Below are 24,828 nucleotides of genomic sequence, written 5' to 3'. Positions count from 1 at the left end.
TGACCGGCGGGTCAGCTCGGGGGGCCGTTTCCGTTGCCCGAGTTGGTGCGGGGTGAGCTGCCGTTGTCGCCGTTTCCGTTGCCCTGGCCGTTTCCGTTTCCGTTGCCGGAGTTGTCGCCGGGTGGGGAGCCGTTGTTGTGACCGGGGCCGCGCGGGGGCGTTCTGGTGTTCTGCGGGGCCGTTCTGGTGTTCTGCGGGGCCGTCGTCTTCTTTTGCTGTCGGCCGGGTGCGTTCACCCGTCCAGGGGGTTCCTTGGACGTGCCGGCAGAGGGAGACGTGGACGGTGATGGCCGCGTCTTGGAGGACGGTGGGCTGGACGGCGGCGCAGACGGTGGGGCGTGGCTGACCTTGGTGCTGCCCTGGCTCGTGCTGGTCTCGTGGTGGAGCGACGGTGTCTCGGAGGGCGCCGGCTCCCGGCCCGGCAGGTTTCCGGTGATCGTGGCGTAGGCCGCTCCTCCGGTGACGATGAGCGAGGCGCCCATCACCACCAGGGCCTTCACCGTCAGGAAACGGCGCCAGGTGACCGCACGGGACGTCCGTGCGGTACGGGCGGCGGCGTTGAACGCGGCGACGGCGGCGTCCTCGCCCGCGAGTTCTCCGGGCTGGGCGGGTGCCGCGGCCGAGGAGAGCAGGGCCTGCAGCCGGGCATGGCCGTCCGCGCCGTCGAGGAGGCGCTTCGCGGTGCGCCGATCGAGGCGTTCGATCCGGTGGTGGTCGCTCATGCCACCCCTTCAGCGCCGGTTCCACCGCTTTTGTCACCCTGGACGCGCGGAAGCGCGTCCCCCGCCTTCCGGGACGTGGACGGCGGGGCGTTCTCGGGGGACGGTGACAGCAGGTCGGCGAGGCGGCGCAGCCCCCGGTACGAGGCGGTTCGCACGGCCCCCGAGCGCTTGCCGAGCACCTTGCCCGCCGACTTGGCGTCCAGGCCCACGACGACGCGCAGCAGCACGGCCTCGGCCTGGTCGCGAGGGAGTTCGGCGATCAGGCAAAGCGCGTCCTCGGTGGCGATGCCGTCCAGGGCGTCCAGTTCGGTGTCGGCCTCGGCGGCCATCGTGGTCAGCTCCTCGACGGGGATGTCGCCCACGGGGCGCCGGGACCGGCGGCGCAGATGGTCCAGCGCCCGGTGCCGGGTGATCGTGGCGGTCCAGCCGCGGAAGCCGTCGAGGTCGCCGCGGAACGAGGGCAGGTCACGGGAGATCTGCAGCCATGCCTCGGACGTCACGTCCTCGGCGTCCGCGCCGACCAGCGCGCCGGCGAACCGGATCAGGCGGGGCTGCACGTCGCGGTACAGCATGCGGAAGGACGCCTCGTCGCCGTCCTGCGCAGCCCGCAGGGCACGGCCGAGTTCCTCCTCGTCCGCCCGTTCCATCCGGGCCATTGTGCAGGTATTCCGGTCGCGGTGTGACACGTACGCGGGGGTTCGCGCTGATGCATTGAGTGTCCGCGGCCACACCCTGTGTTCGGACGCCTCCACCGGACGAAATGACGGACGACCATGACCGCCAGCACCCCCCCAAGATCAGGACGAATTACTCATTACGGGCATTCCGCCCGCCGTGCCGGAATCACCCGCGCCGTCGAAGGCGGTCTTCGTCGACACGACCGGAGGGCGGGCGCGGCTCTGCCGGCGGCTGGGTCTGGCCGCGGGGACGCTGCTCGCCGTGTTCCTCGGCGCGCTCGCCCTGGGCATGACGACCGGACCGAGCGTTCCGCTGACGTCGTGGAGCGAGCCGGCCCCGCACCCGCGCGCGGAGCAGCGCCGTCCGGACGTCCCGCCCGAGACATCGCGTGAGCGTCGGGCGATCGCGATTCCCCGACCCGCCACGCGGGCTCCCGTGAACCCCGAGCCCGGCGGACCCCCGTCCGAGATCACCTCGGGCGGACCGGTCGTCAACCTCGCGGGCGGCACGACGCGAAGCCGGCACATGCCCCCGAAGACGATCGCGCTGACCTTCGACGACGGCCCCGACCCGGTGTGGACGCCGCGACTCCTCGACCTCCTGCGGCGCCACGGCGCCCGCGCCACGTTCTTCACGGTCGGCGCGCACGTGGCCGAGAACCCCGCGCTGACCCGCCGCATCCTCCGCGAGGGCCACGAGATCGGCTCCCAGACGTACACGCACGCCGACCTCGCGACGGCGCCGGCGTGGCGCCGGCAAACTGGAGCTGGACCTCACGCAGCGGGCGCTGGCGGGGGCCGCGGGCGTCCACACGAGGCTGATGCGGATGCCGTACTCGTCCCGTACGGACGGCCTGACCGCTCCGGAGTGGCGCGCGGCCCGGCAGGCGGGCGAGGACGGGTACGTCGTGGTCTTCGCCGACCGCGACACCGAGGACTGGACGCGCCCCGGCACCGCGAAGATCGTCGAGACCGCGCTGGCGGCGGAGGAGCGCGGCGAGGGCGCCGTGGTCATGCTGCACGACGCGGGCGGCGACCGGTCCGGCACCGTCGCGGCCGTGGAGCGGATCATCGAGCGGCTTCGGCCGGAGGGCTACCGCTTCACCACGCTGACCGAGGCGCTGGGGACGCCCTCCGCCGAGATGCGGGTGCCCGCGCACGAGAGGGCCGTCGGCTGGACGCTGGTCGCCGCGCAGCAGGCCGCGTCCGCCCTCACCGGGACGATGGGCGTGCTGTTCGCGGTGGCCGGCGGCCTGTACGTGCTGGGGACGGCGTTCGCGCACGTCCATGTGCGGCGCGTCCGGGGAAGGGCACGCGACCCGCGAGACGCCATCGGGACGTCCGGGCCGGGTGAGGTACCGCTGGACCCGTTCCCGCCCGTCTCCGTGATCGTCCCCGCGTACAACGAGGAGGCGGGCATCGCGGCGACGATCGCCTCGCTGCTGGACACCGACTATCCGGGCGGCGTCGAGTTGATCGTGGTGGACGACGGGTCCCTCGACCGCACCGCCGCGATCGTCGACTCGATCGCGCTGCCCGCCGTCCAGCTGATCCGCAAGGCGAACGGCGGCAAGCCGGGCGCCCTGAACACGGGGATCGCCGTGGCCCGCGCGGAGATCCTGGTTCTCGTGGACGCCGACACCGTCTTCCAGCGCGACACCATCCGCCACCTCGTCGCGCCGCTCGCCGACCCGCGCGTCGGCGCGGTCAGCGGCAACACCAAGGTCGCCAACCGCGGCGGGCTCCTCGGACGCTGGCAGCACATCGAGTACGTGATCGGCTTCAACCTCGACCGGCGGATGTTCGACGTCCTGGAGTGCATGCCGACCGTCCCGGGTGCGATCGGCGCGTTCCGGCGGCCGGTCCTCGCGCAGGTCGGCGTCCCGGACGACACCCTCGCCGAGGACACCGACCTCACCATGGCGATCTGCCGTGCCGGCCTCCGCGTCGTCTACGAGGAGAAGGCCCTCGCGTGGACGGAGACGCCGTCGACGCCGCGGCAGCTGTGGAGGCAGCGCTACCGCCCGGCAGCTCATGTACCTGGTCGTCGTCCAGTCCCTGGTCACCGCGCTGCTAGGGGCGCGCCTGGGCTGGCACGCCGTCCGGCGGACGGGGACTTTTACCGACCCGGCAGGCCGGGAACAATCCCGGGGCACGATCGGTTACACATGACAGCCGGTGTGCCTGGTGTCCCCGGGCCTCACCTTTCGCCTTCACGGAATACCGTCCGGCTGGAGCCGTGTTGAGCCTTTCGCCGAGAGGCGACCCCACACACCGGCGGCAAGACCAGGGCCCCGCCGGGCCGCAAGGCCCGGCGGGGTCTGGTCGTCTCAGGACAAGGACCGGACGGCGCTGCCCACACGGTCGCCCAGAGCCGGGTAGTCGGTGTAGCCCTCGGCGTCGCCGCCGTAGACCAGGCCGGGGACGTGCGCGTTGAGGGGTGCGCCCGTCGCGAAGCGGGCCGGCAGGTCGGGGTTGGAGATGAACAGGCGGCCGTAGGAGAAGAGGTCGGCCAGACCCGCGGCGAGGACCTGTTCGCCGGCGCGCTGGGAGGTGGGCTCCGTGCCGTTGAAGTTGCCGATCAAGGTGCCCGACCAGCGCGGGCGCAGATCGGCCAGCGCGCCGTACGCGCCCCGCTCGATGACGTGCAGGTAGGCGAGGCCCAGCGGGTCGACGGCGTCGACGAGCGCGCGGTAGGTGCCCTGCGGGTCCTCCTCGGCGATCTCGTTCTCCGGGTTGTGGGGCGAGATGCGCAGGCCCACCCTTCCGGGGCCGATCTCGGCGGCCACGGCCTCCACCACGTCGAGCGCGAACCGCAGCCGCCCGGCGCGGGAGCCGCCGAACCGGTCGGTGCGGCGGTTGGTGTTCTCGGCGAGGAACTGCTGGATGAGGTAGCCGTTCGCGCCGTGCACCTCCACCCCGTCGAATCCGGCCCGGACGGCGTTGCGGGCCTCGGCGGCGAAGTCGGCGATCGTCGCCTCCGCCTCGGCGGTCGTCATGGCGCGCGGCGTGACGTGGGCGAGGTTGCCCTGGTTCGTGTAGATCGGCTCGCCTTCGATCCGGACCGGTGAGGGAGCGACGGGCGCGGCGCCGTCCGGGAGGTTGAGCGGGTGCGTCATCCGTCCCACGTGCCAGAGCTGGGCGAAGATCGTTCCGCCCGCCGCGTGGACGCCCTCGGTGACCGCGTGCCATCCGTCCACCTGCGCGTCCGTGACCAGGCCGGGGATGCCGGGGCCGCCCTTGCCGAGGACGGTCGGCCAGATGCCCTCGGTGACGATCAGTCCGGCGGCCGCGCGCTGCGCGTAGTACTCGGCGGTCAGCGGGTGGGGCACGCCGGTCACGTCGTCCGCGCGGCCCCGCGTCATCGGCGCCATGGCGATCCGGTTCGGCAGCGTCAGGTGCGGGCCGTCATACGGAAGCAGCAGCGGACTGGTCATCGTCACCCTCCACGGTGAAGTTGCATGTATCTGCATGGATTGCATGTACATGCAGATGTTGGCACTGCATGTAGGCTGGTGTCAACGGAGGAAGGGACACGAGATGAGCGACGACGCGACGAGCACCGTGGACTGCGCCGCCACGGCGGACGGCCGGATCTGGGATCGCGTCGTCACCCTGCACGGACGCGTCGAGCAGCAGCTCGCCAAGGCGATCCATCGGCACGGCATCGGCCTGTCGGAGTTCCGCGCGCTGTGCCGGCTGTCCCGCGCCGACGACGGCGAGCTGCGGATGCAGGAGCTCGCCGACCTCATCGGCCTCAACCAGAGCTCGGTCAGCCGCCTCGTCGCGAGGCTGGAGGCCGCCGGCCTCACCCGCCGCGCCATGTGCCCCAAGGACCGCCGCGGCGTCTACACCGTGATCACCGACGAGGGACGGGCCGTCCAGGAGAAGGCCGCCCCGACCTATGCCGAAACCCTCGCCGAGGCCCTGGACGCCGCCACCGCGGACGACGCCCTGGCCCCCCTCGTGACCATCCTCCGAACCGATCACGGCGAACGCGCGGCCCCCTGAGCGGGGACCGCGCGCGTCGCCGGGTCAGCGGGCCGTCGTGATCTTCCGGGGCGTGGTCCCGGTGGCCGCCGGGACGTCCTCGCCGCCGGTGGTCAGCGGCTTGAACCCGCGCAGGCGGAGGCTGTTGCTGACCACGAAGACCGAGGAGAACGCCATCGCGGCGCCCGCGATCATCGGGACGAGCAGTCCGGCCGCCGCCAGCGGCAGCGCCGCCACGTTGTAGGCGAACGCCCAGAACAGGTTGCCCCTGATCGTGCCGAGCGTCCGGCGGGACAGCCGGATCGCGTCGGCCGCGGCCCGCAGGTCCCCCCGGACGAGGGTCAGGTCGGACGCCTCGATCGCCACGTCCGTGCCCGTCCCCATCGCGAGCCCGAGGTCGGCCTGGGCGAGCGCGGCGGCGTCGTTGACCCCGTCGCCGACCATCGCGACCGTCCGGCCCTCGGACTGGAGGCGCTTGACGACGTCCACCTTGTCCTGCGGCAGGACCTCGGCGATGACCTCCTCGATCCCGACGGTGTCCGCGACCGTGCGCGCCACCGTCTCGTTGTCGCCGGTCAGCAGGACGGGACGCAGCCCGAGCGACCTGAGCTGCGCGATCGCCTCGGCCGAGCTCGGCTTGACCTGGTCCGCGACGGTGAGCACGGCGCGGGCCTCGCCGTCCCAGCCGACCGCGACCGCGGTGTGGCCGAGCGCCTGGGCCTTCTCCATGGCGGCTTCGAGGTCGGGCGTGAGGTGCTGCGACCACTCGGCGAGGAGCCGGGGACGGCCCGCCAGGACGCCGTGGCCGTCCACCATCCCCTGGACGCCCAGGCCCTCGACGTTGGCGAAGTCCTCGACCGTCCCGAGATCGCCGACCCGTTCGGTCGCTCCCTTGGCGATCGCTTGCGCGATCGGGTGCTCGGACGCGTTCTCCAGCGCCCCCGCCAGCCGCAGGACCTCGTCCTCGGAGACGCCGTCGGTGGTGATGACGTCGACCAGGGCCATGCGTCCCGTGGTCACGGTGCCGGTCTTGTCCAGGACGACCGTGTCGATCGCGCGGGTGGACTCCAGCACCTCCGGACCCTTGATCAGGATGCCGAGCTGGGCGCCGCGTCCCGTCCCGACCATGAGGGCGGTCGGGGTGGCCAGGCCGAGGGCGCACGGGCAGGCGATGATCAGCACGGCGACCGCGGCGGTGAAGGCGGCGGCGGTGCCGGTCCCGGTACCGAGCCAGAAGCCGAGCGTGCCGAGCGCGAGCGCGATCACCACCGGGACGAAGATCCCGGAGATCCGGTCGGCGAGCCGCTGCGCCTGCGCCTTGCCGGTCTGCGCCTCCTCCACCATCCGCGCCATCCGCGCGAGCTGGGTGTCGGAGCCGACGCGGGTCGCCCGGACCAGCAGCCGTCCGCCCGCGTTCACGGTCGCGCCGACCACGGTGTCGCCCGGCGCGACCTCCACCGGGACGGACTCGCCCGTCAGCATGGACGCGTCCACGGCGGACGAGCCCTCCTCGACCGTCCCGTCGGTGGCGATCTTCTCGCCGGGACGGACGACGAACACGTCCCCCACCGCGAGCCGGTCGACCGGGATCCGCTCCTCGCGCCCGTCCCGGATGACCGAGACGTCCTTGGCGCCCATCTCCAGCAGCGCGCGGAGGGCGGCGCCGGCGCGGCGCTTGGAGCGCGTCTCGAAGTACCGTCCGGCCAGGATGAACATGGTCACGCCCGCCGCGGCCTCAAGGTAGATGTTCATCGACCCGTCCGACCGGGTCATCGAGAACTCGAAGCCGTGCTTGATCCCCAGCTCGCCGGCGGTGCCGAAGAACAGCGCCCACAGCGACCAGCCGAACGCGGCGAGCGTGCCGAGCGAGATCAGCGTGTCCATGGTCGCCGACCCGTGCCGCAGGTTGACCGCCGCGGCCTTGTGGAACGGCCATCCCGCGTACACGACGACGGGGGCGGCCAGCGTCAGCGACAGCCACTGCCACGCCTCGAACTGCAGCGCCGGGATCATCGCCATCGCGATGACCGGGACCGACAGGACGACGGCGGTGACCAGCCGCTGCCGCAAGGGGCGCAGCCCGTCGTCCGGTTCGGGCTCTCCGTCCGGCTTCGGCGCGGCCGGCAGTTCGGCGCTGTAGCCGGCCTTCTGGACGGTGGCGATCAGCTCGTCCGGCGATACCCCCTCGGGGAACTCGACGCTGGCCTTCTCGGTGGCGTAGTTGACCGTCGCGGTCACGCCGTCCAGCTTGTTGAGCTTCCGCTCGATGCGGTTGGCGCACGAGGCGCACGTCATCCCGCCGATCGCCAGCTCGACACGCTCGGACGCGGCGTCCGTGCTCATCGTTCCTCCTCCGTATCGATCGCGGGATCAGTGCGTGTGGGGCTGATCATCGTGGCCGGGCTCGCCCTCGGGCTCCTGGACGGGTACCCCGCCGTTCCCGGCATGCACGGTGAACTCGGCGGTGCGGACCTTGCCGCCGTGCTTGAAGTCCAGGTACAGCCGGTATGCGCCGGAACTGGGCGCCTCGGCGAAGAAGCTGATACCCGGGCCGGGTTCCGTCTTGCCGTCACCCGGCTCCCCGTCCGGGTGGACGTGGAGGTAGGCGAGGTCGCCCTGGCGCAGCACGACCAGGTGGCCGTACGCCTCCAGGTACGGTTGCAGGTCGGTGACCGGCTCGCCGTCCTTGCTCACCGAGAGGGTGAGTTCGCTGGACCTACCGGGAGCGAGGTCGCCGGACAGCTTGACCTCGTACCCGTCCACCTTCGCGACCTGCTCGGGCTTCGGCAGCGGAGTGGGGCGAAGGTCTCCCGGGGCGGTGATGTCGGTTCCGAGCGTCAGCTGCTCCTTGACGCCGTCCGGCTGGACGTCGGTGAAGAACCGGTACACGCCCGCCTTCGGCAGTGTGATCGGCACCGTCCAGACGCCGCCGCCGGCCTCGGCCGGGTGCAGGTGCTGGAACCCCGAGAGGTCGCGGCGCGCGACGATCAGATGCAGACGCTTGCCGTGCAGGGGCTGGAAGCCGGTGACGGGCTTGCCGTCCGGTCCGTTGATGGTGAACCGGAAGTCGGTCCGCTTGCCGGGCTCCAGCGTCGTCCTGCGCGGGACGAGCGTGTAACCACCCTCGGATACCTGCAGCCCGCCCGGTGGCTTCGGCGCAGCGCCGCCGTGCCCGCCGCCGGTGTCTCCGCCGTGGCCTCCGCCTTCGTGGGACGCCTTCTCGGCCGAGGCGCCGACGGGACCGGCGATCTTGCCGACTCCCGCGGCACCACCGAAGACGACGGCGAGCCCGACGACATAGGCTCCGACCTTGGTTGCGCTGTTCATACCGATCAACTCCGCTCGATGTTCAGGAGCGCGCGCCGAGGCGCGCTCCGGTCACGGCTTCAGTTCGTATCCGGCCTCTTCGACGGCGTCCTTGACCCGGGCGTCGTCGAGGGGCGCGTCGCTCGTCACGGTGACCCGGCCGGTCGGCAGGTCGACGTCGACGCCGGTCACACCGGCGATCTCCTCGATCTCCTCCGTGACCGAGCTGACGCAGTGGCCGCAGGTCATCCCGGTGACGGTGTAGGTGGCGGTGCTCATCTGGCTCTCCCCTTCGCTTTTACCCCTGGGGGGTATCTCTCGGCCCTCATGGTGGCATAACCGTTCAACCCTGGCAACCCCTACCCCCTAGGGGTTATTTCGAGATCCGGGTCACAACGCGCGAACCGGGCGGCCGGACCCACTCGCGCGAGACCATGGGGCGGTTACCCGGGGGTCGTTACAGGGAAGTTATCCACACCCTGTGTGACCGCCGTACAGGAAGCCCTGGTCGGTGGTTCGTCCGGGTTCATAGAGGTATTGCCGCTGACCGGGCCGCACGTCCAGCCGAACCCACCGCTTATGCACAAGCTTTTCCACAGCCTTCCACAGCCCTGTGGACGAACTTCCCGGCGCCATCACGGATACTTGGTTCCATGCCTGAGCTACCTGAGGTGGAGGCGCTGGCGGGCTTCCTGCGGGAGCGCGCGGTCGGCCACGCCATCGCCCGGATCGATGTTCTCGCCATCTCCGCGCTGAAGACCTACGACCCGCCGGTCACCTCGCTCGGCGGGCTGACCGTCACGGGAGCGACCCGGCACGGCAAGTTCCTCGACCTGGACGTCGACGGGCTGCACCTGGTGATTCACCTGGCCCGCGCCGGCTGGCTGCGGTGGCGGGACGAGATCCCGGCCAAGCCCGCGCGCCCCGGAGGCAAGAACCCCCTCGCCCTCCGCGTCCACCTGGACGACGGCTCCGGCTTCGACCTGACGGAGGCCGGCACCAAGAAGGGCCTGGCCGTCTACGTCGTCCGCGCCCCGTCCGACGTCCCGGGCGTCGCGTCCCTCGGCCCCGACCCCCTGGACGACGCCTTCACCCCCGAGGCGCTCGCCGCGATCGTGGGCGGCAAACGCACCCAGATCAAGGGCCTGCTGCGCGACCAGAAGGTGATCGCCGGAATCGGCAACGCCTATTCCGACGAGGTCCTGCACGTCGCGAAGATGTCCCCCTTCAAGATCGCCGCGTCCCTCACCGAGGACGACATCGCGACCCTGCACGAAGCGATCGTCACCACCCTCCGGGACGCGGTGGAACGCTCACGCGGCCTCGAAGCCCAGGACCTCAAGGGCGAGAAGAAGACCGGCCTGCGCGTGCACGCCCGCACCGGGCAGGAATGCCCCGTCTGCGGAGACACCATCCGCGAGGTCTCGTTCGCCGACTCGTCCCTCCAGTACTGCCCCACCTGCCAGACCGGCGGCAAACCCCTGGCCGACCGCCGCATGTCCCGCCTCCTCAAGTAGCCCGGCACCAGACCACCGCTTTGCTGGACTGCCCTCTTCACCACGATTCGTGCGTGCACGTTCTCTGTTAAGAGAACTGGTCCCACCCCCTCAGGGGCGGGACCAGTCAAGTGACTCCAGCCGTCCTAGAACAGGTCGTAATCCTCCGGCCTGAGCCCCCGGCCCGAGCCTGCGGATGGCCTGGATGGCCTCGTCGTGGCCCTTCCGGGCGGCCGCGCCCCGCAGGTGGTAGTAGGTCTCGAACTCGGCGTCATCGAGGATGCGCCGAGCCTCCGTGGCCTCCTCCTCCGTCTCGAGGTTGTACTTCAGCATGTCCCTGGACAGCCGCTCGAAGTACGCCTTCCCGGCCGGGGGGCAGCCCTCCTCCTCGGAGTGGACGTAACCCCCTTCAGGGCCAGCGGAGAAGCAGTGCTGTTGATGTACGGTCATGAGTTCCCCTCATGAACGGGCGCACAGCAGCACGGGTTGACTAGCCCGGCCGCTGTCGCGCATGCGAATACAGACGCGACACCGACCCGGGCTGATCTGGCTTGGTGTCTTGGTGGGGACCGTCCGTATCGCAGGGGCAATGGCCATCGCTCCGTTGTTCACTAGACTCGCTCGATGTGTAAGCCCCTCTTCAACGCGGCGGCCTGACTACCCGTCGGCAGGGGCGCGCGGGGCGGCGGGAAGGTCCCTTTTGTTGATGGGGGACTGACCCGCCGCTCTCATCGCTCGAAGTAGGCCGCGCTCTCCGCGTCTTGCGGGTAGTAGGACTCGATCGCGACTTCGTCCAGCGTGATGTCCATCGGGGTGCCGAACGTGGTGATGGTCGAGAACAGCCGCAGCTCCCGTCCGTCGAAGCGAAGGATCATCGGGATGGCGACGTCGGACTCGACCGACGGGCCCGATGCGTCTTCGGGGCCGGGCTCCAGCAGTTCCTCATAGAGCGCGGTGAGTTCGGCGTCCGGAGCGACGGCGAGCTGACGCCTGATCCGGGAGCGGAACATCACGCGCACGTCGGCCAGGTTGACGACCAGGGGAGCGAACCCGCGCGGGTCCAGGCCCAGGCGCACCAGGTTGACCGGCGGACGCAGCAGGTCGGGATCGACGTCCGCGAAGAACGGGTCGAGCGCGCGGTTGGTCATCAGGATGTTCCACCGGCGATCGAAGGCCAGCGCCGGGTACGGCTCGTGCGCGCGGAGCACCCTCTCGACCGCGCCCCGGGCCGCCGACAGCACGTCGTCATCGAGCGGCCGCTCGGTGTACCGGGGCGCGAAGCCGGCCGCGAGCAGCAGCCGGTTGCGCTCACGCAGCGGCACGTCGAGCTGGTCCGCGAGCCGCAGGATCATCTCGGCGCTCGGGTTGGACTTGCCCGTCTCGACCAGGCTGACGTGGCGAGCCGAGACATCGGCAGCGATCGCGAGATCGAGCTGGCTGAGCCGCCGGCGATGCCGCCACTGCCGCAAGAGCTCCCCGACCGTATGCACGGTCAACGAGAGTACTCAGCGTGGCGTCGAACGCCATGAAATGCGACTTCATCGACAACGCCCCAGGCCGCGGAAACACTGCGTCCATGACCACGGACAACAAGACCATCATCCAACGGGCACTGACCGACCTGATCGAGACGGGCAGCATCGAAGCGGCCGAACCCTTGCTGCGCGATGACTTCATCCACCACAGGCCGGATTCGACCTCCTCGACCAAGACGGAATGGCTCGCCGCCGTGCAAGCGGCCCTCACTCCGCTCGCCGGCATGCAGGTCGAGGTCCTCCACCTGCTGGCCGAAGGGCATCACGTCGTGCTGCACTCCCGGCGACGGCTCCCGGAGGGCGGGCCGGAGATCACGGTCGTCGACATCTGGCGGATCGACGACGGGCTGATCACCGAATGCTGGGAGATCATCGAGCCGGCGGCCCAGGCGTCCGCCAACCTGACGTGGTGGGAACCGGCCGAACACTGACCCGCCCTACGGGCGACGCTGCCGCCCCCGAACCCCGGCAGCGCCGCCCGGTCTCACCCCGGCACGAACTTCCGGATCCAGCCGGGTGCGGTATTCCTACGGATCAGGTGCCTTCAGTCCAGTATCTCTGCAGCCTGGCGACGGCTTCCTCCTTGGTCATCATCGCAACCTCGGCCTCATCGAGACCGACCCTGGAGATCAGCAAGTGGACGAGGTCGGCGGGCAATGCCCCCGATGGTGGCGTGGGCGTTCCGCGATCCGGCACGACCTTGTCCTGGACACACCCCCAGAACGTTGCCTCGTCCACCTGAAGCTGATCACGGAGGATATGGCCCCAGATACTGGGGCCATATGTACTCCGATCGACCGGGTGGGAAATGCGAGTCCTCAGGATTCGGCCGTCGGCAAGATCCAACTCATAGGTGACGTGGTGAGTCCCCGTTCGCCCGCGGGCATTCCGCACCGGGCGCCACCCTTCCGTCCGGCAGAAGCGGTCGTGGTCATCACGCGTAGGCTGCGGCCAGGTCACCGCGCCTTCCCCACCAGCCAGTCACGCAATTGCTCATCATCGCTGAGGCTGATCAGCTGGACCAGCCCCCAGTTCTCGCGGTGGTTCGAAGTATCGAGCAGATGGTCCTGCCAGTCTTCGGCGTACTCACGCAGCGCATCGATCATCTCCGTGACGGCCTCGTCAAAGGACCCTCCGTCCGCAGCGATCGGCAACCCGGGGATGAAGATTGACCAGCCGTCGGCTTCCGATACCACTTGCGCACGAGATGGACTGACCACTGCGAGGTAGTGGCGCAATCTCTCGACGTCCACGATGGCAGTTGTGGACGACTCGCGACGCACCGTGGCCACGCGTCCTGCTTCGGCTGCGTCAAGGAGAGCCTTGAGATGCGCACGGGCCTCCGTATAGCTGTCGAAGTGAACAGCGGTCATGGCACTACCTCCATCGCAGCCTGCCTCCAGGGTGACACTCGCAGGTAAGTACGTCACGTACTTATGATGCTATCGCGCAGAAGAGAAGGGCGAACCATGAGTTAAGACGGAGGCCTCCCAGGTCGGCCTTGAGTTAAACCTGCTCCTGGCGTCGGTGCGCTGCTACTGCCAACAACGAGAACGCCCCTCGCCTCCCGGAGGAGGTCGAGGGGCGTGCGCGTCAGCCGCAATGTCGTGGCGACCTTTGCGTGAACTCGCGGAGCCTGTCGGTCAGGCGTCGCCGTGGGGGCGCGGTGGCCGCTGTGGCGAACGGCCTCAGGCGGGCATTGATCTCGGTGACCGTGCCCGCCAGGTCATGGCACGGCCGCGTCGAGGCTTCGCCCACCCTCCGGCGTGGTGGGCTGGACGGCGACCTCCCAGCCTGAGCCGAGCAGGTCGCGCAAGACCTTCAACCCCTGCTCTAGGAGCGAGTCCGAAGTACCGTCGTTGAGGCTCACCCTAGTCATCCTGACACGAGTGGCCGGAGCAGCCAAGCAAACTTGCCTTCAGAAGCTACTTTCCTTGAGGAGGCAAGTTAGAGATTTAGGCAACATAGCTTAGTTGGATCACTTGCTTGAGGCGAGCAACCGATGATCCCGGGCAAGTGAGGTAGCAGCTCACTGGCGGGCGCTGCTTGGAGGTTGCGGGGCCTGACGGGGGAACGGAGCCGGAACTCCTGCGAACTGGGGGACGCCGGTGTGGCCGCCCAGGTTGGCGTGCAGGGTCTTCTCCTTGGAGCCGAACGCCTCGAAAAGGTCCAGGGCCATCTGCCGGTCGTTGCCCTCGTCGTCCCACTGCAGCAGGACGTGCAGCGGAATGGTGACCTGCCGGGTCTCCTCGAAGATGGTGCGGGCCACGAAACTCCCGGCGAACAGGCGGCGGCCGAGATGCGCGGCTCGACTACCGCCAGTCGGACGCCTATGGAGATCACTCCCCCTGAGTATCCGACTGGGCCGTCGATCTCCGGCAGTGAGAGGAGGGCGTTTAGGGCGGCCTGCCATTCCGGGACCGTCTTGTCGACCAGCGGGAGGACGAGCCGGTCGATGATCTCCCCCTCGACCGGCTCGCTGGCCTCCAGGGCCCGGCGCAGGTCGGCGCGGGCTTGGTCGGCGTCAGGCAAGCGGGGACGGTTGCCGCTGCCGGGGAGTTCGATGGTGGCCGCGGGGAAGCCGTGCGCCGCCGAGTGTCGGGCTCTGGCCGTCAGTCGGGGGCGCAACATGTCCAGCCCGCCGGGGCGGCCGACCAGGATCAGCGGGGCCGGTGTCGTCGTGGTCCGCCGACGGGTTTCGCGGCAGAGGTCAGGCCCCGGCGGGATGCCGGGGCCTGGCGTTGGTGGGTCGGGAACGGAGCCGGAACGGGGAGGGCTCGTTCAGCGGACCTTGGGGACGTTGCCGAAGAGGGGGGCGACCTGGGTCCAGCGGTGGAGCTGGCAGCCGTCCTCGCGGGTGAACATGGCGTCGATCTGCTTGCCCTGCCAGGTGCCCTTGACCGTGGCGACCGCGGGGCCGCCGTAGATCTTGGTGCACATCTGGCCCTCGCGGACGGGCTTGAAGGGGTCCTTGGCCTTGGCGAGGGCCGCGCAGGCCTGCGCGGCCTTGGGGTGGTCGCCGCCCGGCTTCTCGCAGGTCAGCGTCCAGGACTTGGCGGGTGCCTCCTTGGAGGCTCTGACATTGACGGTGAGGCGGTCCGCCGGGGCGCCGGAAGGCTGGACGGACGTGGCGCCCGAAGGCTTGCCGGCGGAGTTTCCGTTGGTCTGTTCGTCGCCGCAGGCGGCCGAAGAGAGGAGCACGGCCAGCCCGGGCGCAATGAAAAGGAGCGTCCGATACCGCATGGGTGATTCGACGCAGGGGGGCTTCGCGCGGTTCCATGGGGGTGTGATGAATTACGGGGACGACGTGCCGGCCGTGGGAGCCGCTGACGTTCCGCAGGACGCCTACCTGCTGGACGTGCGGGAACAGGACGAGTGGGACGCGGGTCACGCGCCGGCGGCGGTCCACATCCCCATGGGGCAGCTCGGCGACCGCGCCGGGGAGGTCCCGCGCGACCAGGAGGTCTTCGTGATCTGCCGGTCGGGGGCCCGGTCCGCGCAGGTGACCATGGCGCTCAACCAGGCCGGCTGGCTCGCCAAGAACGTCGACGGCGGGATGAAGGACTGGTCCGAGGCCGGACGCCCGATGGAGGGCGGCGGTGACGGCGGCCCGTACGTCGCGTGACTAACCTCACCTTGAGGTGATCTACGCCCCTTCTAGGGGTAAAGGGCCAACTGAACGAAACGTCTCCGCGGGAGCTCGGGCCACAGCCGGGCTGAGAGGGCGGCCTTCCAGGCGTCGCCGACCGCATGAACCTGTCCGGGTAATGCCGGCGTAGGGAGTGTGTTCCGTGGCGTCCAATGAGGTTCCGTACACCCTTGATGAGCCCGCGCCAAAGGTCCTCGGGTTCTGGGATCAGGGCGCCTTCTGGGCGAACCTCGGGGTGAGCCTGCTGGCCTTCTCCGGTGCCTATACGGTTCTGGCGCCGGACACCGAGGGCGACCCCACACTGTCGATCGCGGCGGGCATTGCCGCGATGGCGGTCGGGACGGTCCTCGGCGGGCTGATGCTCGGGCTCGCCGCGGTGCCCGGCACCCGGACCGGCCAGCCGGCGATGGTGCTGCTGCGCGGCCTGTTCGGTGCGAGATTGTCGTACGCGCCGACCGTCCTGAACATCGCGCAGCTCGTCGGCTGGGGGACGTTCGAGCTGATCGTCATCGCGGACGCGGCGACCGTGCTCTGGGACGGGATACCCCGCTGGGGCTACGTGGTCGCGGCCGGGGCCGTCACGACCGCGCTGACCATCTGGCCGCTCGGGTCGGTGCGCCTGCTGCGCCGGTACGTGACGGTCGCCGTGGCGATCGCGCTGGTCTACTTCTACGTCCAGATTTTCCGCGAGCCCCTCCCCGACCTGACGCAGGGGTCGTGGGGCGGCTTCTGGCTCGGGGCCGACGCGGCGCTGGCCGTCTCGATCTCGTGGGTGCCCGTCGCCGCCGACTACACGCGGCACTCGCGGACGGAGCGCGCGGCGTTCGGCGCCGCGGCCGTCGGGTACTCGGTCACGCAGATCGTCGCCTACATCCTCGGCCTGCTCGCGTTGGCGCTGGTCGCGGGCAACACCGACGACGTCTTCGACCCCTTCCTCGGTGCCACGCTCGGCGTCGTCTTCTTCGCGGTGCTCGTGCTGCGCGAAGCGGACCAGTCGTTCGCCGACGCCTACTCGACCGCGGTGTCCATCCAGAACCTCGCTCCGCGCGCCGATCGCCGGGTGCTGAGCATCGGGCTCGGCGTCGTGATCACCGTGCTCGCGCTGGCCCTGGACATCGGCGACTACGCAAGCTTCCTGACGCTGATCGGGTCGGTGTTCGTGCCGATGCTCGGCGTCCTGGCCACCGACTTCTTCCTCGGCCGCCGCCATGTGGAGGGGTGGGACGTCTCGCGGACGGCGCCGTCCCGGTGGGGGATGGTCGGCGCCTGGGCGATCGGGTTCGTCGTCTACCAGCTCATCAACCCGGGCACCGTCACCGGCTGGGCGGGCTTCTGGCAGGGCGTGCAGGACGTCCTCCGCTTCGCCCCGCAGAGCTGGATGAGCGCCTCGCTGCTGTCATTCCTCGTCGCCGGGGCCGCCGCCCTCCTGATCGGGAGGGTTACCAGGCGGTAGTCTTACCAAAGGGTAAGGATGACGTGGGAAGTTTCGGTGTAAGTTACCCGGCGCCGTGCCGGGGTCCGGTGGCACGATGACAGGCGTGCAGCACCAGGTCCACGATCCGATCGCGCGCGCCGTCCTCGAGAGCGCCGCCGATGCGATCGTGGCCGTTGACCAGCGGCATCGGGTCACGGTGTGGAACCCGGCGGCCGAGCGCATGTTCGGCTGGACGGCGGAGGAGATGGTCGGCAGGATCCCGCCGATCGTCCCGGACGAGCTGAAGGCCGAGCACAACGCCGTCCAGGAGCGGCTGCTCACGCGGCGTCCGGGCGAGGGCGAGGCGGAGAGCGGGCAGATCTCGTTCGCGACCCGCCGGTTCCACCGGGACGGCCGCCTCATCGACGTGCGGATCGACACGAGCCTGCTGAAGGACCCGTCCGGAACGCTGCTCGGCTGGGTCGGGGTGTACCACCCGGTCGGCGAGGACGAGATCGTCCAGCACCACATGACCGAGCGGGCCCGGCTCGTCCGGCGGCTGAACGACATCGTCGCCGACCTGAACGCCGAGCTGGACCTCGCCACCGTCCTCGACCGGATCACCGGGGCGCTGATCGAGCTGACCGGCGCCGACGCGGGCGGGTTCGTCCGGATCGAGGGCGAGCGGCTGCGGCTCGTCAGCATGTCCGGGCTTCCGGAGCACATGCGCGGGACGTCCGCCGAGCTGCGGCCGAGCCTGGTCGGGGAGCTGCTGCGCTCCGGCAAGACCGTCAAGCTCGCGACCGGGGAGCGGCGCCTCGGCGACCTGATCTGGTCGGAGCTGCCCGGCCTGCACACGATCGCGCTCGGCCTGTCGTACCTGCAGAACCGGCCGTACGGCGCGCTCTACGCCCTGTTCTCCGGGCGGAAGGTCGGCCACACCGAGCTCGAGCTGCTGGAACTGCTCGCCGGGCACGCGGGCGTCGCGGTCGGCAACGCCGTCGCCTACGCGGAGGTCGTCCGGCAGCGGGCGCACGAGCGGGCCGTCATCGACTCCAGCGCCGACGGCATCGCCGTGCTCGACCACGACCTCGTCATCCGGCAGTGGAACCCCGCCGCGCACACGCTCACCGGCATCCCGCCCGAGGACGCGATCGGCAGGCCGCTGCCGTTCGACATGCCCGCGCTCGGGGAGATGCTGACGTTCCGGCTGGAGTCGGGGACGTGGCTGAACGTGCTCGCCGCCGAGATCGAGGAGACCGGCGAGCTGGTCGTGGACTTCCGCGACGTGTCCGAGGCCAAGGCGCTGGAGGAGGCCAAGGACCTGTTCCTCGCGACGACGAGCCACGAGCTGCGCACCCCGATCACGGTCGTGCAGGGGTTCGCGTCCACGCTGGTCAACCGGTGGGACGAGATGGCCGACACCGACCGCCGCGCCGCCGTCGCCACCATCGCCGAGCGCGCCCAGTCGCTCGGCCGGCTCGTCGAGCACCTGCTGCTGGGCTCGCGCGCGGGCGCCGACGAGCTGACCGTGACGATCGAGTCGTTCGACCTGCCGCGCATCCTGGAGGGCGTCGTCGCCGGGTTCCGGTCGCTGTCGCCGCGGCACCGGGTCGAGCTGGAGATCGAGCCGGACCTGCCGCCCTGCCGGGGGGACGCGATGGCGACCGACATCATCCTCGGCCAGCTGCTGGAGAACGCGTTCAAGTACTCACCGGACGGCGGGACGGTCAGCGTCCGGGCCGCCCGGGAGGAGTCGGACCTCGTGGTGACGGTCGTGGACGAGGGGATCGGCATCCAGCCCGGCGACCATGAGCGGATCTTCGAGCGGTTCGTCCAGGGGGAGGCCGGGGACCGGCGCCGGTTCGGCGGCATCGGGCTCGGGCTGTACATCGTCAAACGCCTCACGGAGGCGCAGGGCGGAACGATCTCCGCACACCCCGGCGATGGCGGCAACCGTGAGGTATCTCACACGAAATCGCACCGATGGGGAGAAAAGGGAGCGGGGGCCCGGGCGGGGCCGCCCGCCGGCCGTCCGAACACGCTCCTGCGCGGCGCCGAGGGGCGCGGACCCGCAGGTGGCGCGCGTCCGGGAGACGGCACCTGCATGCGGCTCGTCCTCCGCGCCGCCGGCTGACCCCCGGCCGGCTCCGGCCCCGGGCGCCGCTTACTTACCGTAAGGACACTCCGTCTCCCGTGGTGCGGTGACATCCGCGTGACCAGCGTAATCAGCGGTCTGAACGGGTGGCAGGCTTGGCCTCTGCGGGAAAGTTCGGTGTCGCCGGGGTGTGACGGACGAAACGCGCGCGTGAGGAGTAAGTGCGCCGTTGGCTGGATAGATCCTCTGATGGTCACCATTGGTGAAGGGAGTCCGATCCGAAGGTGATCACCGTGACCGGATGGCCGGTGACTCGTTGTGCAGGTGGCAGACTGTTTCGTTCGGGTTTCCGGCCATGGCCATCAGGGCATTTCGGTCATACCGGAGGCGGGATGACGGGAATCGTCCGAGGAAGCGGAAGCACGGGGAGGTGAGGGCGTCGAGCGTCGTACTGCTGCCGCACGCACCGTCCAGCGTCGCGGTCGCCCGCAAGCGCCTCAGCTCGGAGCTGTGCGACTCGGGCGTTTACGAGTCCATCGTCGACGACGCCACCGTCATCGTCAGCGAGCTCATCAGCAACGCCCTCCGGCACGCGCGGCCGCTTCCGTCCGGTCAGGTCCGGGTCTGCTGGCTGCGCCGCGGGGACGCCCTCGAACTGGAGGTCAGCGACGGAGGCGCCATGACCGAGCCCCGCCGCGGCCCCGGCACGCTCTCCTCGCTCGGCGGGCGCGGGCTCGGCATCGTCGAGGCGCTGTCGGACGGCTGGGGAGTGCGCCACGAGGACGGCTCCACCACCGTCTGGGCCGTCCTGCGGGCCCCCAGCTCATCCGGCGACAACGGCAAGTGCGCGCCGGCGGCGGCAGCGGCGGTGGTCCCCGACCTGTCCGACTTCCCGGACCTCATGGACGACCCGGACGAGGACCTCGCCGACCGGAGCCGCCCCGCCACCAGCCGCGCCTACCCCGCCTGACCCCACTCCACAACGCCCGCCCCGATCAACGGGCCGTGGTCAGATGTCGTCGCGGAGGATGGGGCAGGACATGCAGCGGGGGCCTCCCCGTCCGGTGCCCAGCTCGCTGCCGCTGATCCGGATGACCTCGATGCCCGCCGCCTCGAGCTGCGCGTTCGTCTCGATGTTGCGTTCGTAGGCGACGCACAAGCGAGGCGACACGGCGAGGGTGTTGTTGCCGTCGTCCCACTGCTCGCGTTCCGCGGTGACCGGGTCGAGGCCGGTGTCGATGACCTTGAGCCGGTCCAGGCCCATCGCCTCGGCGGCGGCGTCCAGGAAGGGGCGCGGCTCGGCGACCCGCAGGTCACCGTCGTCGAGTGTGACCGTGTAGGCGGCCAGCGAGTGCGCGACCGGCGGATACATGACGACCGTGTCGACGTCGACCATCGTGCACACGGTGTCGAGGTGCATCGTCGCCCGCTCCTGCGCGATCGGGACGGCCAGGACGGTGTGCGCCAGCCCCGCCCCGATCACCTGGCGTGCCAGCCGCTCGACGCCCGCCGGGGTCGTCCGCTCACCGGTCCCGACCGCGATCACGCCCGGGCGCAGCAGCAGGACGTCCCCGCCTTCGAGGTGCTCAAGAGACGGCGAGTACACCGGCTCCACACCATCGAACCGGGGGTGGTGCGCGTAGACGAGGCCGGTCAGCGCCGCCTCCCGCCGCCGCGCCTCCATGGCCAGGCTCGTCACCGCCACGCGGTCGCCGATCCACGTGCTGTTGTCGCGGGTGAACAGCAGGCCGGGCAGCGGGTCGATGATGAAGTCGAGACGGTCCATCAGCCGGTAGACGAGGCCGTGCCCGGCCTTCAGCTCCTCGTGCGCCAGCCCGGCGATCAGCGTGTGCGCGAGGTTCTCCGGGGCGAGATCGCGCAGATGGCCCTCGACGACACGGCGGAGCTGGTCGCCGAGGCGCAGGTCGACGACGGCGTCCGCGATCGCCTGCTCCCGCGCCGTCTCGTACTCCAGCGCGTCCTGCAGCAGCTCCGTCACGTACAGGACCTCGACGCCGTGCGACCGCAGCGCCTCGGCGAACGCGTCGTGCTCCTCCTGCGCCCGGCCCGCCCAGGGGATCGCGTCGAACAGCAGCTTGTCGCTGTTGCGCGGCGTGAGCCGCTTCAGTTCCGCGCCGGGGCGGTGGAGCAGGACGGTCCGCAACCGCCCGACCTCACTGGTGACTCGGTGCTCGTGCGTCCTGTCCGTCACACCCTGCAGTCTAGGCGGGCGTCGACCTGCGGGATCGGCCGGACCGGGGCTGTGCCAGGATGCGGGCGTGCCCGGCAGGACGGCGGCGCTGCCGCTCCATCTCACGTCGGCGACGCTGCTGCGCGTGTCCGCCGAGGGTGTCGCGACCGCGCTGGTCCTGACCGTCCAGGCCCGCACCGGCAACGCCGCCACCGCCGGATACCTCCAGACCGCGATGACGCTTCCGTACATCCTGAGCGGCCCCGTGATCGGGCTGGCGCTGGACCGGGTCGGACGCCCCCGCCGCATCGCGGTCGCCCTGGCCGCCGGGTACGCCGTCGCGACCGCCCTGCTGCTGGCCACGGCGGGACGGTCGCCGCTGGTCCTCGCGCTCCTCGTCGCCGCGGTGATCGGCTGCACCGAACCGATCGTCGTCGCGCTGACCAGCCTGCTGCCCCGTTTCGTCCCCGCCGAGCGGCTCTCCCGCGCGTACGGCCTGGAGGCGTCCAGCTACAACCTCGCCGGGATCGCGGGCCCCGGCCTGGCCGCGGGCTTCGCCTCCGCCGCCGGCGGCCAGTACGCCGGCGTCGTGATCATCGCCGTCGCCGTCCTCGGCCTCCTGACCCTCCCCCTTCTCCCCTTCCCCGGCCCGACGAGCGAGCCCGGCTCGGCCGGCGGCTCGGGGACGGCTGGTCACGGGGGATGGTTTTCGGTCATTACTGGTGGGCTGGTCGTGCTGGCCGAAACACGCGTCCTGCGGGCGCTGACCGTGGCCACGACGCTCGCCTGGATGGGGTTCGGGGGTGTCGCGGTCACGGCGGTGCTGCTCGCCGAGCACATCGGCGCGGAACCCAGCGCGGGCGGGCGGCTGCTCGTGGCGCTGGCGGTCGGCTCGCTGATCGGGTCCCTGGCGTCCAGCCGGTGGCTGACGCCGAAGCACGGGGAGCCGGTCATGATCGCCGGGCTCCTCGCGTTCGGGACGTCGCTCGCCGCGGTCGCCGCGGCGCCCTCGCTGACGTGGGCGACGGTGGCGTTCGTGGCGGCGGGCGTCAGCGAGGGGCCGGTGTTCGCCGCGACGCTGATGCTGCGGCAGCGCGAGTCACCGCCGGAGCGGCTCGGCCAGGTCAACACGACGGCGGGCAGCCTGAAGATCGGCGCGTCCGCGGTCGGGGCCGCGCTGACCGCCGCGTCCGCCGCCGCGATCGGGCCGGTCGGCCTGATCCTGGCGATCGCCGCGTTCCAGTTCGCGGGCGCGGCCGCCGGCCTGCTGCTGCTCGTTCTCCCACGTCGAAAACCGGTCGACGTGGTGAAGCGCGGTTCGTAGCCTTCGAGCATGTTCTTCGCAGCCGGCACCCGGACGCTCGCAGGCATCGTCCTGCTGAGCGCGGTGCCGGCTGCCTTCTCGGCAGTCGCGGCGGCGAACGCCGTCGTCGTCGACGGCGCGCGAAGCTGACCCCTCTCCGTCCCGCCTTCCGGAGAACCAGCGGAGGGGGGTGGTCCAAGGAATGCGCGTGCACGCGCACGGGTTCTCACCGGATCCACCAGTGAGGACGAGGCAATGGCCAAGCAGCTGTACGAGCGCGACAAGCCCCACCTGAACATAGGGACGATGGGCCACGTCGACCACGGCAAGACGACCCTGACCGCGGCGATCACCAAGGTGCTCGCCGCGCGCGGGATGGCGTCCGCCGTGCCGTTCGAGCGCATCGACCGCGCGCCCGAGGAGCGCGACCGCGGCATCACCATCAACATCGCGCACGTCGAGTACACGACCGCGACCAGGCACTACGCCCACGTCGACATGCCCGGTCACGCCGACTTCATCAAGAACATGATCACCGGTGCGGCGCAGGTGGACGGGGCGGTGCTCGTCGTGTCCGCGCAGGACGGGGCGATGCCGCAGACCCGCGAGCACATCGTGCTGGCCCGCCAGGTCGGGGTCCGGCACGTCGTGGTGGCCCTCAACAAGGCCGACATGGTCGAGGACACCGAGCTGCTCGACCTCGTCGAGCTGGAGGTGCGGGAGCTGCTGTCGGAGTACGGGTTCCCCGGCGAGGAGATCCCGATCGTCCGGGTGTCGGGGCTGCGTGCGCTGGAGGGCGACCCGTACTGGACGGCCCGCATCGACGACCTGCTCGACGCGATCGACCGGTACGTGCCGGTGCCGCGGCGGGTGCTCGACAAGCCGTTCCTCATGCCGGTCGAGAACGTGCTCACGATCACCGGACGCGGCACCGTCGTGACCGGCGTCATGGCGCAGGGGACGGTCCGCGTCGGCGACGCCGTCGAGGTCGTCGGGCTGGGCGAGTCGTTCCGCACGGTCGCGACCGGGCTGGAGACGTTCGGCCGGTCGATGGACCACGCGGAGGCGGGCGACAACACCGCGATGCTGCTGCGCGGCGTCAAGCGGGACCAGGTCCGCCGCGGCCAGGTGGTCAGCGCGCCGGGCGCGATCCGGCCGCACCTGCGGTTCCGGGCGCGGGTCCGGGTGCTGACCGCCGACGAGGGCGGGCGGAGCAGGCCGTTCTTCCACGGCTACCGGCCGCAGTTCCACTTCCGCACGACGGACGTGGTCGGCGACATCGACCTCGGCGGCGAGGGCGGCATGGCCATGCCGGGCGACTCGGTCGAGATGGCGGTCGAGCTGGGCAAGCCGGTCGCGATGACCGAGGGACTCGGCTTCGCCATCCGCGAGGGCGGCCGGACGGTCGGCGCCGGAACGGTCACCGAGATGCTCGGATAGCGGGACGGGGGTCCGGCGACACCGTCCGCCGGACCCCCTAGCCTTGGGGCAGCGGAGATCACCACATGCGTACGCCCGGATCGTGAATGACCGACAGGTCGCGAATGAGTGGCGGAAGCGATCTTGATGTGGTGGGATTCCGCCATCACCCCGCTGACAGTCCCCCTGGAGAACGTGTGCGATCCCCCCGCGCCCTGATCCCCCTGCTCTCGGTCTGCGCGGCCGCCGCGGTCGTCGCCGCGGCCGCCACCGGCGCCGGCATCAAGGACCTACCGGGCGACGGACGCCCGGCGTACGCCGACGGAGCCGCCGCGCCGCGCCCCGAAGCCGTGACGGTGAACGCGATGAGCTGGAACGTCTGCGGGGACGCCAGGCCCGGCTGCCCGCTCGGCTCCGCCCCCGGGGATCTCGGCGAGCAGGTCGTCCAGCGGATGGGGTCGACCGAGGTCGGCGGGCGCGAGGTCAGCACGAACGCCGTCCTTCTCCAGGAGGTCTGCGAGGGCCACGTCCGCGACTTCAAGAAGGCCCTGGGCACATGGAGCTGGGCGTTCGCACCGCTGCCCGGGGGCCCGTCCTGCGCGCAGGACCACGGGCGTCTCGGCCTGGCCATCGGCACCGATGCCCCGCTCGAAGGGACCGAGGAGGCCGACCTGCCCGCGCCTCCCGGCCAGGCGCACGTCGCCCTCTGCGGCGAGGTCTCGTCCTGGACGACCCGCCTCTGCGTCACGCAGTTCAGTGCGTCCGAGGGCAGCGAAGCGCGCCGCAAGAAGGCCCGCGCGCTCGTCGACCTCGCGGGCACCGGCCGCGTCCTGGTGGGCGGCGACCTCGCCGACACTCCGGACAGCCGGGCCCTCGACCCCCTCTACGACGCCTACGCCGAATGCGACCAGTCGGGCTCGTCCCGGACCGGCGCGAACACTCGCCAGAACTGGCAGGGCACCGCGGTCGACAAGACCGACTACCTGTTCGTCACCAAGTCGGCCGGCGTCTCCTGCAGCGTCCCCACC

General features: G+C 70.9%; 24 protein-coding genes, 1 pseudogene and 1 riboswitch. Of the genes and pseudogenes, 12 read left to right on the top strand and 13 right to left on the bottom strand.

All coding sequences use genetic code 11. From position 1 onward, the window contains the following. Positions 1–11 precede the first annotated feature (11 nt). Positions 12–722, bottom strand: a complete 711-nt coding sequence (locus tag E1281_RS08665) for a hypothetical protein (RefSeq protein ID WP_131876717.1) — start codon at positions 720–722, stop codon at positions 12–14. Further along, complete coding sequence (locus E1281_RS08660; RefSeq protein WP_131876715.1) at positions 719–1,369, bottom strand: RNA polymerase sigma factor; 651 nt, start codon at positions 1,367–1,369, stop codon at positions 719–721. The genes E1281_RS08665 and E1281_RS08660 overlap by 4 nt, the downstream gene beginning before the upstream one ends. Positions 1,370–1,688: 319 nt before the next feature. On the opposite strand from E1281_RS08660, the pseudogene E1281_RS42800 reads away from it, so the two are divergent. Together E1281_RS42800 and E1281_RS40080 are read left to right on the top strand one after the other, a co-directional pair. Further along, positions 1,689–2,090 (top strand): annotated as a pseudogene (locus E1281_RS42800) (polysaccharide deacetylase family protein); the annotation flags it as partial. A gap of 136 nt (positions 2,091–2,226) precedes the next feature. After that, a complete protein-coding gene (locus E1281_RS40080) occupies positions 2,227–3,645 on the top strand; it encodes a glycosyltransferase (RefSeq protein ID WP_243716715.1) in 1,419 nt (472 codons plus the stop codon). An 84-nt stretch (positions 3,646–3,729) separates the two neighbouring features. Here the strand turns inward: E1281_RS40080 and E1281_RS08645 are convergent, their stop codons facing one another. Continuing rightward, positions 3,730–4,836 carry an alkene reductase gene (locus tag E1281_RS08645; RefSeq protein WP_131876713.1) on the bottom strand — a complete coding sequence of 369 codons (1,107 nt, stop codon included), beginning with the start codon at positions 4,834–4,836 and terminating at the stop codon, positions 3,730–3,732. A gap of 103 nt (positions 4,837–4,939) precedes the next feature. Here E1281_RS08645 and E1281_RS08640 point away from each other — a divergent pair, with 103 nt between their 5' ends. Then, positions 4,940–5,410, top strand: a complete 471-nt coding sequence (locus tag E1281_RS08640) for a MarR family transcriptional regulator (protein ID WP_131876711.1) — start codon at positions 4,940–4,942, stop codon at positions 5,408–5,410. Between the two features lie 24 nt (positions 5,411–5,434). On the opposite strand, the gene E1281_RS08635 is transcribed toward E1281_RS08640, so the two are convergent. Genes E1281_RS08635 through E1281_RS08625 form a run of 3 tightly spaced genes read right to left on the bottom strand, consistent with a single transcriptional unit; the run spans position 5,435 to position 8,974 of the window. Further along, a complete protein-coding gene (locus tag E1281_RS08635; RefSeq protein ID WP_131876710.1) occupies positions 5,435–7,732 on the bottom strand; it encodes a heavy metal translocating P-type ATPase in 2,298 nt (765 codons plus the stop codon). A gap of 27 nt (positions 7,733–7,759) precedes the next feature. Beyond that, the gene (locus E1281_RS08630) at positions 7,760–8,716 is read right to left on the bottom strand and encodes a hypothetical protein (RefSeq protein ID WP_131876708.1); all 957 of its coding nucleotides are present in this window, start codon (positions 8,714–8,716) and stop codon (positions 7,760–7,762) included. Positions 8,717–8,767: 51 nt separating this feature from the next. Next, on the bottom strand, positions 8,768–8,974 hold the full coding sequence (locus E1281_RS08625; protein ID WP_131876706.1) for a heavy-metal-associated domain-containing protein: 207 nt from the start codon (positions 8,972–8,974) through the stop codon (positions 8,768–8,770). 374 nt (positions 8,975–9,348) lie between these two features. On the opposite strand from E1281_RS08625, the gene E1281_RS08620 reads away from it, so the two are divergent. Further along, complete coding sequence (locus E1281_RS08620; RefSeq protein ID WP_131876704.1) at positions 9,349–10,212, top strand: DNA-formamidopyrimidine glycosylase family protein; 864 nt, start codon at positions 9,349–9,351, stop codon at positions 10,210–10,212. Between the two features lie 90 nt (positions 10,213–10,302). Here E1281_RS08620 and E1281_RS08615 read toward each other — a convergent pair whose 3' ends face one another. Both E1281_RS08615 and E1281_RS08610 read right to left on the bottom strand, forming a co-directional pair. Further along, the gene (locus E1281_RS08615; RefSeq protein WP_131876702.1) at positions 10,303–10,641 is read right to left on the bottom strand and encodes a hypothetical protein; all 339 of its coding nucleotides are present in this window, start codon (positions 10,639–10,641) and stop codon (positions 10,303–10,305) included. 278 nt (positions 10,642–10,919) lie between these two features. Next, positions 10,920–11,681, bottom strand: coding sequence for a helix-turn-helix transcriptional regulator (locus tag E1281_RS08610; protein WP_131876700.1), 762 nt, complete (start codon positions 11,679–11,681; stop codon positions 10,920–10,922). Positions 11,682–11,767: 86 nt separating this feature from the next. Here E1281_RS08610 and E1281_RS08605 point away from each other — a divergent pair, with 86 nt between their 5' ends. Beyond that, a complete protein-coding gene (locus E1281_RS08605; protein ID WP_131876698.1) occupies positions 11,768–12,157 on the top strand; it encodes a nuclear transport factor 2 family protein in 390 nt (129 codons plus the stop codon). A gap of 103 nt (positions 12,158–12,260) precedes the next feature. Here E1281_RS08605 and E1281_RS41145 read toward each other — a convergent pair whose 3' ends face one another. From E1281_RS41145 to E1281_RS08585, 4 genes are all read right to left on the bottom strand, one after another. After that, positions 12,261–12,464, bottom strand: a complete 204-nt coding sequence (locus E1281_RS41145) for a hypothetical protein (RefSeq protein WP_243716714.1) — start codon at positions 12,462–12,464, stop codon at positions 12,261–12,263. A 218-nt stretch (positions 12,465–12,682) separates the two neighbouring features. Beyond that, positions 12,683–13,099: a prevent-host-death protein gene (locus tag E1281_RS08595; protein ID WP_131876696.1), complete on the bottom strand. Its 417-nt coding sequence runs from the start codon at positions 13,097–13,099 to the stop codon at positions 12,683–12,685. A 656-nt stretch (positions 13,100–13,755) separates the two neighbouring features. Beyond that, positions 13,756–13,995: a hypothetical protein gene (locus E1281_RS41755; RefSeq protein WP_243716713.1), complete on the bottom strand. Its 240-nt coding sequence runs from the start codon at positions 13,993–13,995 to the stop codon at positions 13,756–13,758. Positions 13,996–14,507: 512 nt separating this feature from the next. Next, positions 14,508–14,969: an SSI family serine proteinase inhibitor gene (locus E1281_RS08585; protein ID WP_131876694.1), complete on the bottom strand. Its 462-nt coding sequence runs from the start codon at positions 14,967–14,969 to the stop codon at positions 14,508–14,510. A 46-nt stretch (positions 14,970–15,015) separates the two neighbouring features. On the opposite strand from E1281_RS08585, the gene E1281_RS08580 reads away from it, so the two are divergent. The 4 genes from E1281_RS08580 to E1281_RS08565 all read left to right on the top strand — a co-directional run bounded on the left by E1281_RS08580 (position 15,016) and on the right by E1281_RS08565 (position 19,857). Then, the gene (locus E1281_RS08580; protein WP_131876755.1) at positions 15,016–15,351 is read left to right on the top strand and encodes a rhodanese-like domain-containing protein; all 336 of its coding nucleotides are present in this window, start codon (positions 15,016–15,018) and stop codon (positions 15,349–15,351) included. A gap of 57 nt (positions 15,352–15,408) precedes the next feature. Continuing rightward, positions 15,409–15,526: riboswitch (TPP riboswitch) on the top strand. Continuing rightward, positions 15,518–16,828: a cytosine permease gene (locus tag E1281_RS08575; RefSeq protein ID WP_131876693.1), complete on the top strand. Its 1,311-nt coding sequence runs from the start codon at positions 15,518–15,520 to the stop codon at positions 16,826–16,828. Its footprint overlaps the riboswitch before it by 9 nt. Before the next feature lie 76 nt (positions 16,829–16,904). After that, the gene (locus E1281_RS08570) at positions 16,905–18,926 is read left to right on the top strand and encodes a PAS domain-containing protein (RefSeq protein WP_243716711.1); all 2,022 of its coding nucleotides are present in this window, start codon (positions 16,905–16,907) and stop codon (positions 18,924–18,926) included. Positions 18,927–19,317: 391 nt separating this feature from the next. Further along, entirely contained in the window at positions 19,318–19,857 is a 540-nt protein-coding gene (locus E1281_RS08565) for an ATP-binding protein (protein WP_131876691.1), read from the top strand. A 39-nt stretch (positions 19,858–19,896) separates the two neighbouring features. On the opposite strand, the gene E1281_RS08560 is transcribed toward E1281_RS08565, so the two are convergent. Further along, on the bottom strand, positions 19,897–21,099 hold the full coding sequence (locus tag E1281_RS08560; RefSeq protein WP_131876690.1) for an arginine deiminase: 1,203 nt from the start codon (positions 21,097–21,099) through the stop codon (positions 19,897–19,899). 67 nt (positions 21,100–21,166) lie between these two features. Here E1281_RS08560 and E1281_RS08555 point away from each other — a divergent pair, with 67 nt between their 5' ends. From E1281_RS08555 to E1281_RS08545, 3 genes are all read left to right on the top strand, one after another. Further along, positions 21,167–22,402, top strand: coding sequence for an MFS transporter (locus E1281_RS08555; protein ID WP_165958832.1), 1,236 nt, complete (start codon positions 21,167–21,169; stop codon positions 22,400–22,402). 234 nt (positions 22,403–22,636) lie between these two features. Next, entirely contained in the window at positions 22,637–23,821 is a 1,185-nt protein-coding gene (tuf, locus tag E1281_RS08550) for an elongation factor Tu (protein ID WP_131876686.1), read from the top strand. Positions 23,822–23,997: 176 nt separating this feature from the next. Further along, positions 23,998–24,828: endonuclease/exonuclease/phosphatase family protein (locus E1281_RS08545; protein ID WP_131876684.1), on the top strand; the 831-nt coding region annotated here is incomplete at its 3' end.

Origin of the sequence: Actinomadura sp. KC345 (assembly GCF_004348515.1) — a bacterium.
In the GTDB taxonomy this organism is placed as follows: domain Bacteria; phylum Actinomycetota; class Actinomycetes; order Streptosporangiales; family Streptosporangiaceae; genus Spirillospora.
This window is presented reverse-complemented; position numbering and strand designations above follow the sequence as displayed.

What these genes read in the sequence shown, in the direction of transcription:
- E1281_RS08640 (WP_131876711.1), top strand. Translation starts at nt 4,940, where the DNA reads ATGAGCGACGACGCGACGAGCACCGTGGACTGCGCCGCCACGGCGGAC.
- E1281_RS08620 (WP_131876704.1), top strand. Translation starts at nt 9,349, where the DNA reads ATGCCTGAGCTACCTGAGGTGGAGGCGCTGGCGGGCTTCCTGCGGGAG.
- E1281_RS08645 (WP_131876713.1), bottom strand. Translation starts at nt 4,836, where the DNA reads ATGACCAGTCCGCTGCTGCTTCCGTATGACGGCCCGCACCTGACGCTG.
- E1281_RS08595 (WP_131876696.1), bottom strand. Translation starts at nt 13,099, where the DNA reads ATGACCGCTGTTCACTTCGACAGCTATACGGAGGCCCGTGCGCATCTC.
- E1281_RS08630 (WP_131876708.1), bottom strand. Translation starts at nt 8,716, where the DNA reads ATGAACAGCGCAACCAAGGTCGGAGCCTATGTCGTCGGGCTCGCCGTC.
- E1281_RS08570 (WP_243716711.1), top strand. Translation starts at nt 16,905, where the DNA reads ATGACAGGCGTGCAGCACCAGGTCCACGATCCGATCGCGCGCGCCGTC.
- E1281_RS08665 (WP_131876717.1), bottom strand. Translation starts at nt 722, where the DNA reads ATGAGCGACCACCACCGGATCGAACGCCTCGATCGGCGCACCGCGAAG.
- E1281_RS08625 (WP_131876706.1), bottom strand. Translation starts at nt 8,974, where the DNA reads ATGAGCACCGCCACCTACACCGTCACCGGGATGACCTGCGGCCACTGC.
- E1281_RS40080 (WP_243716715.1), top strand. Translation starts at nt 2,227, where the DNA reads ATGCCGTACTCGTCCCGTACGGACGGCCTGACCGCTCCGGAGTGGCGC.
- E1281_RS08615 (WP_131876702.1), bottom strand. Translation starts at nt 10,641, where the DNA reads ATGACCGTACATCAACAGCACTGCTTCTCCGCTGGCCCTGAAGGGGGT.
- E1281_RS08605 (WP_131876698.1), top strand. Translation starts at nt 11,768, where the DNA reads ATGACCACGGACAACAAGACCATCATCCAACGGGCACTGACCGACCTG.
- E1281_RS08635 (WP_131876710.1), bottom strand. Translation starts at nt 7,732, where the DNA reads ATGAGCACGGACGCCGCGTCCGAGCGTGTCGAGCTGGCGATCGGCGGG.
- E1281_RS08660 (WP_131876715.1), bottom strand. Translation starts at nt 1,369, where the DNA reads ATGGAACGGGCGGACGAGGAGGAACTCGGCCGTGCCCTGCGGGCTGCG.
- E1281_RS08585 (WP_131876694.1), bottom strand. Translation starts at nt 14,969, where the DNA reads ATGCGGTATCGGACGCTCCTTTTCATTGCGCCCGGGCTGGCCGTGCTC.
- tuf (WP_131876686.1), top strand. Translation starts at nt 22,637, where the DNA reads ATGGCCAAGCAGCTGTACGAGCGCGACAAGCCCCACCTGAACATAGGG.
- E1281_RS08580 (WP_131876755.1), top strand. Translation starts at nt 15,016, where the DNA reads ATGAATTACGGGGACGACGTGCCGGCCGTGGGAGCCGCTGACGTTCCG.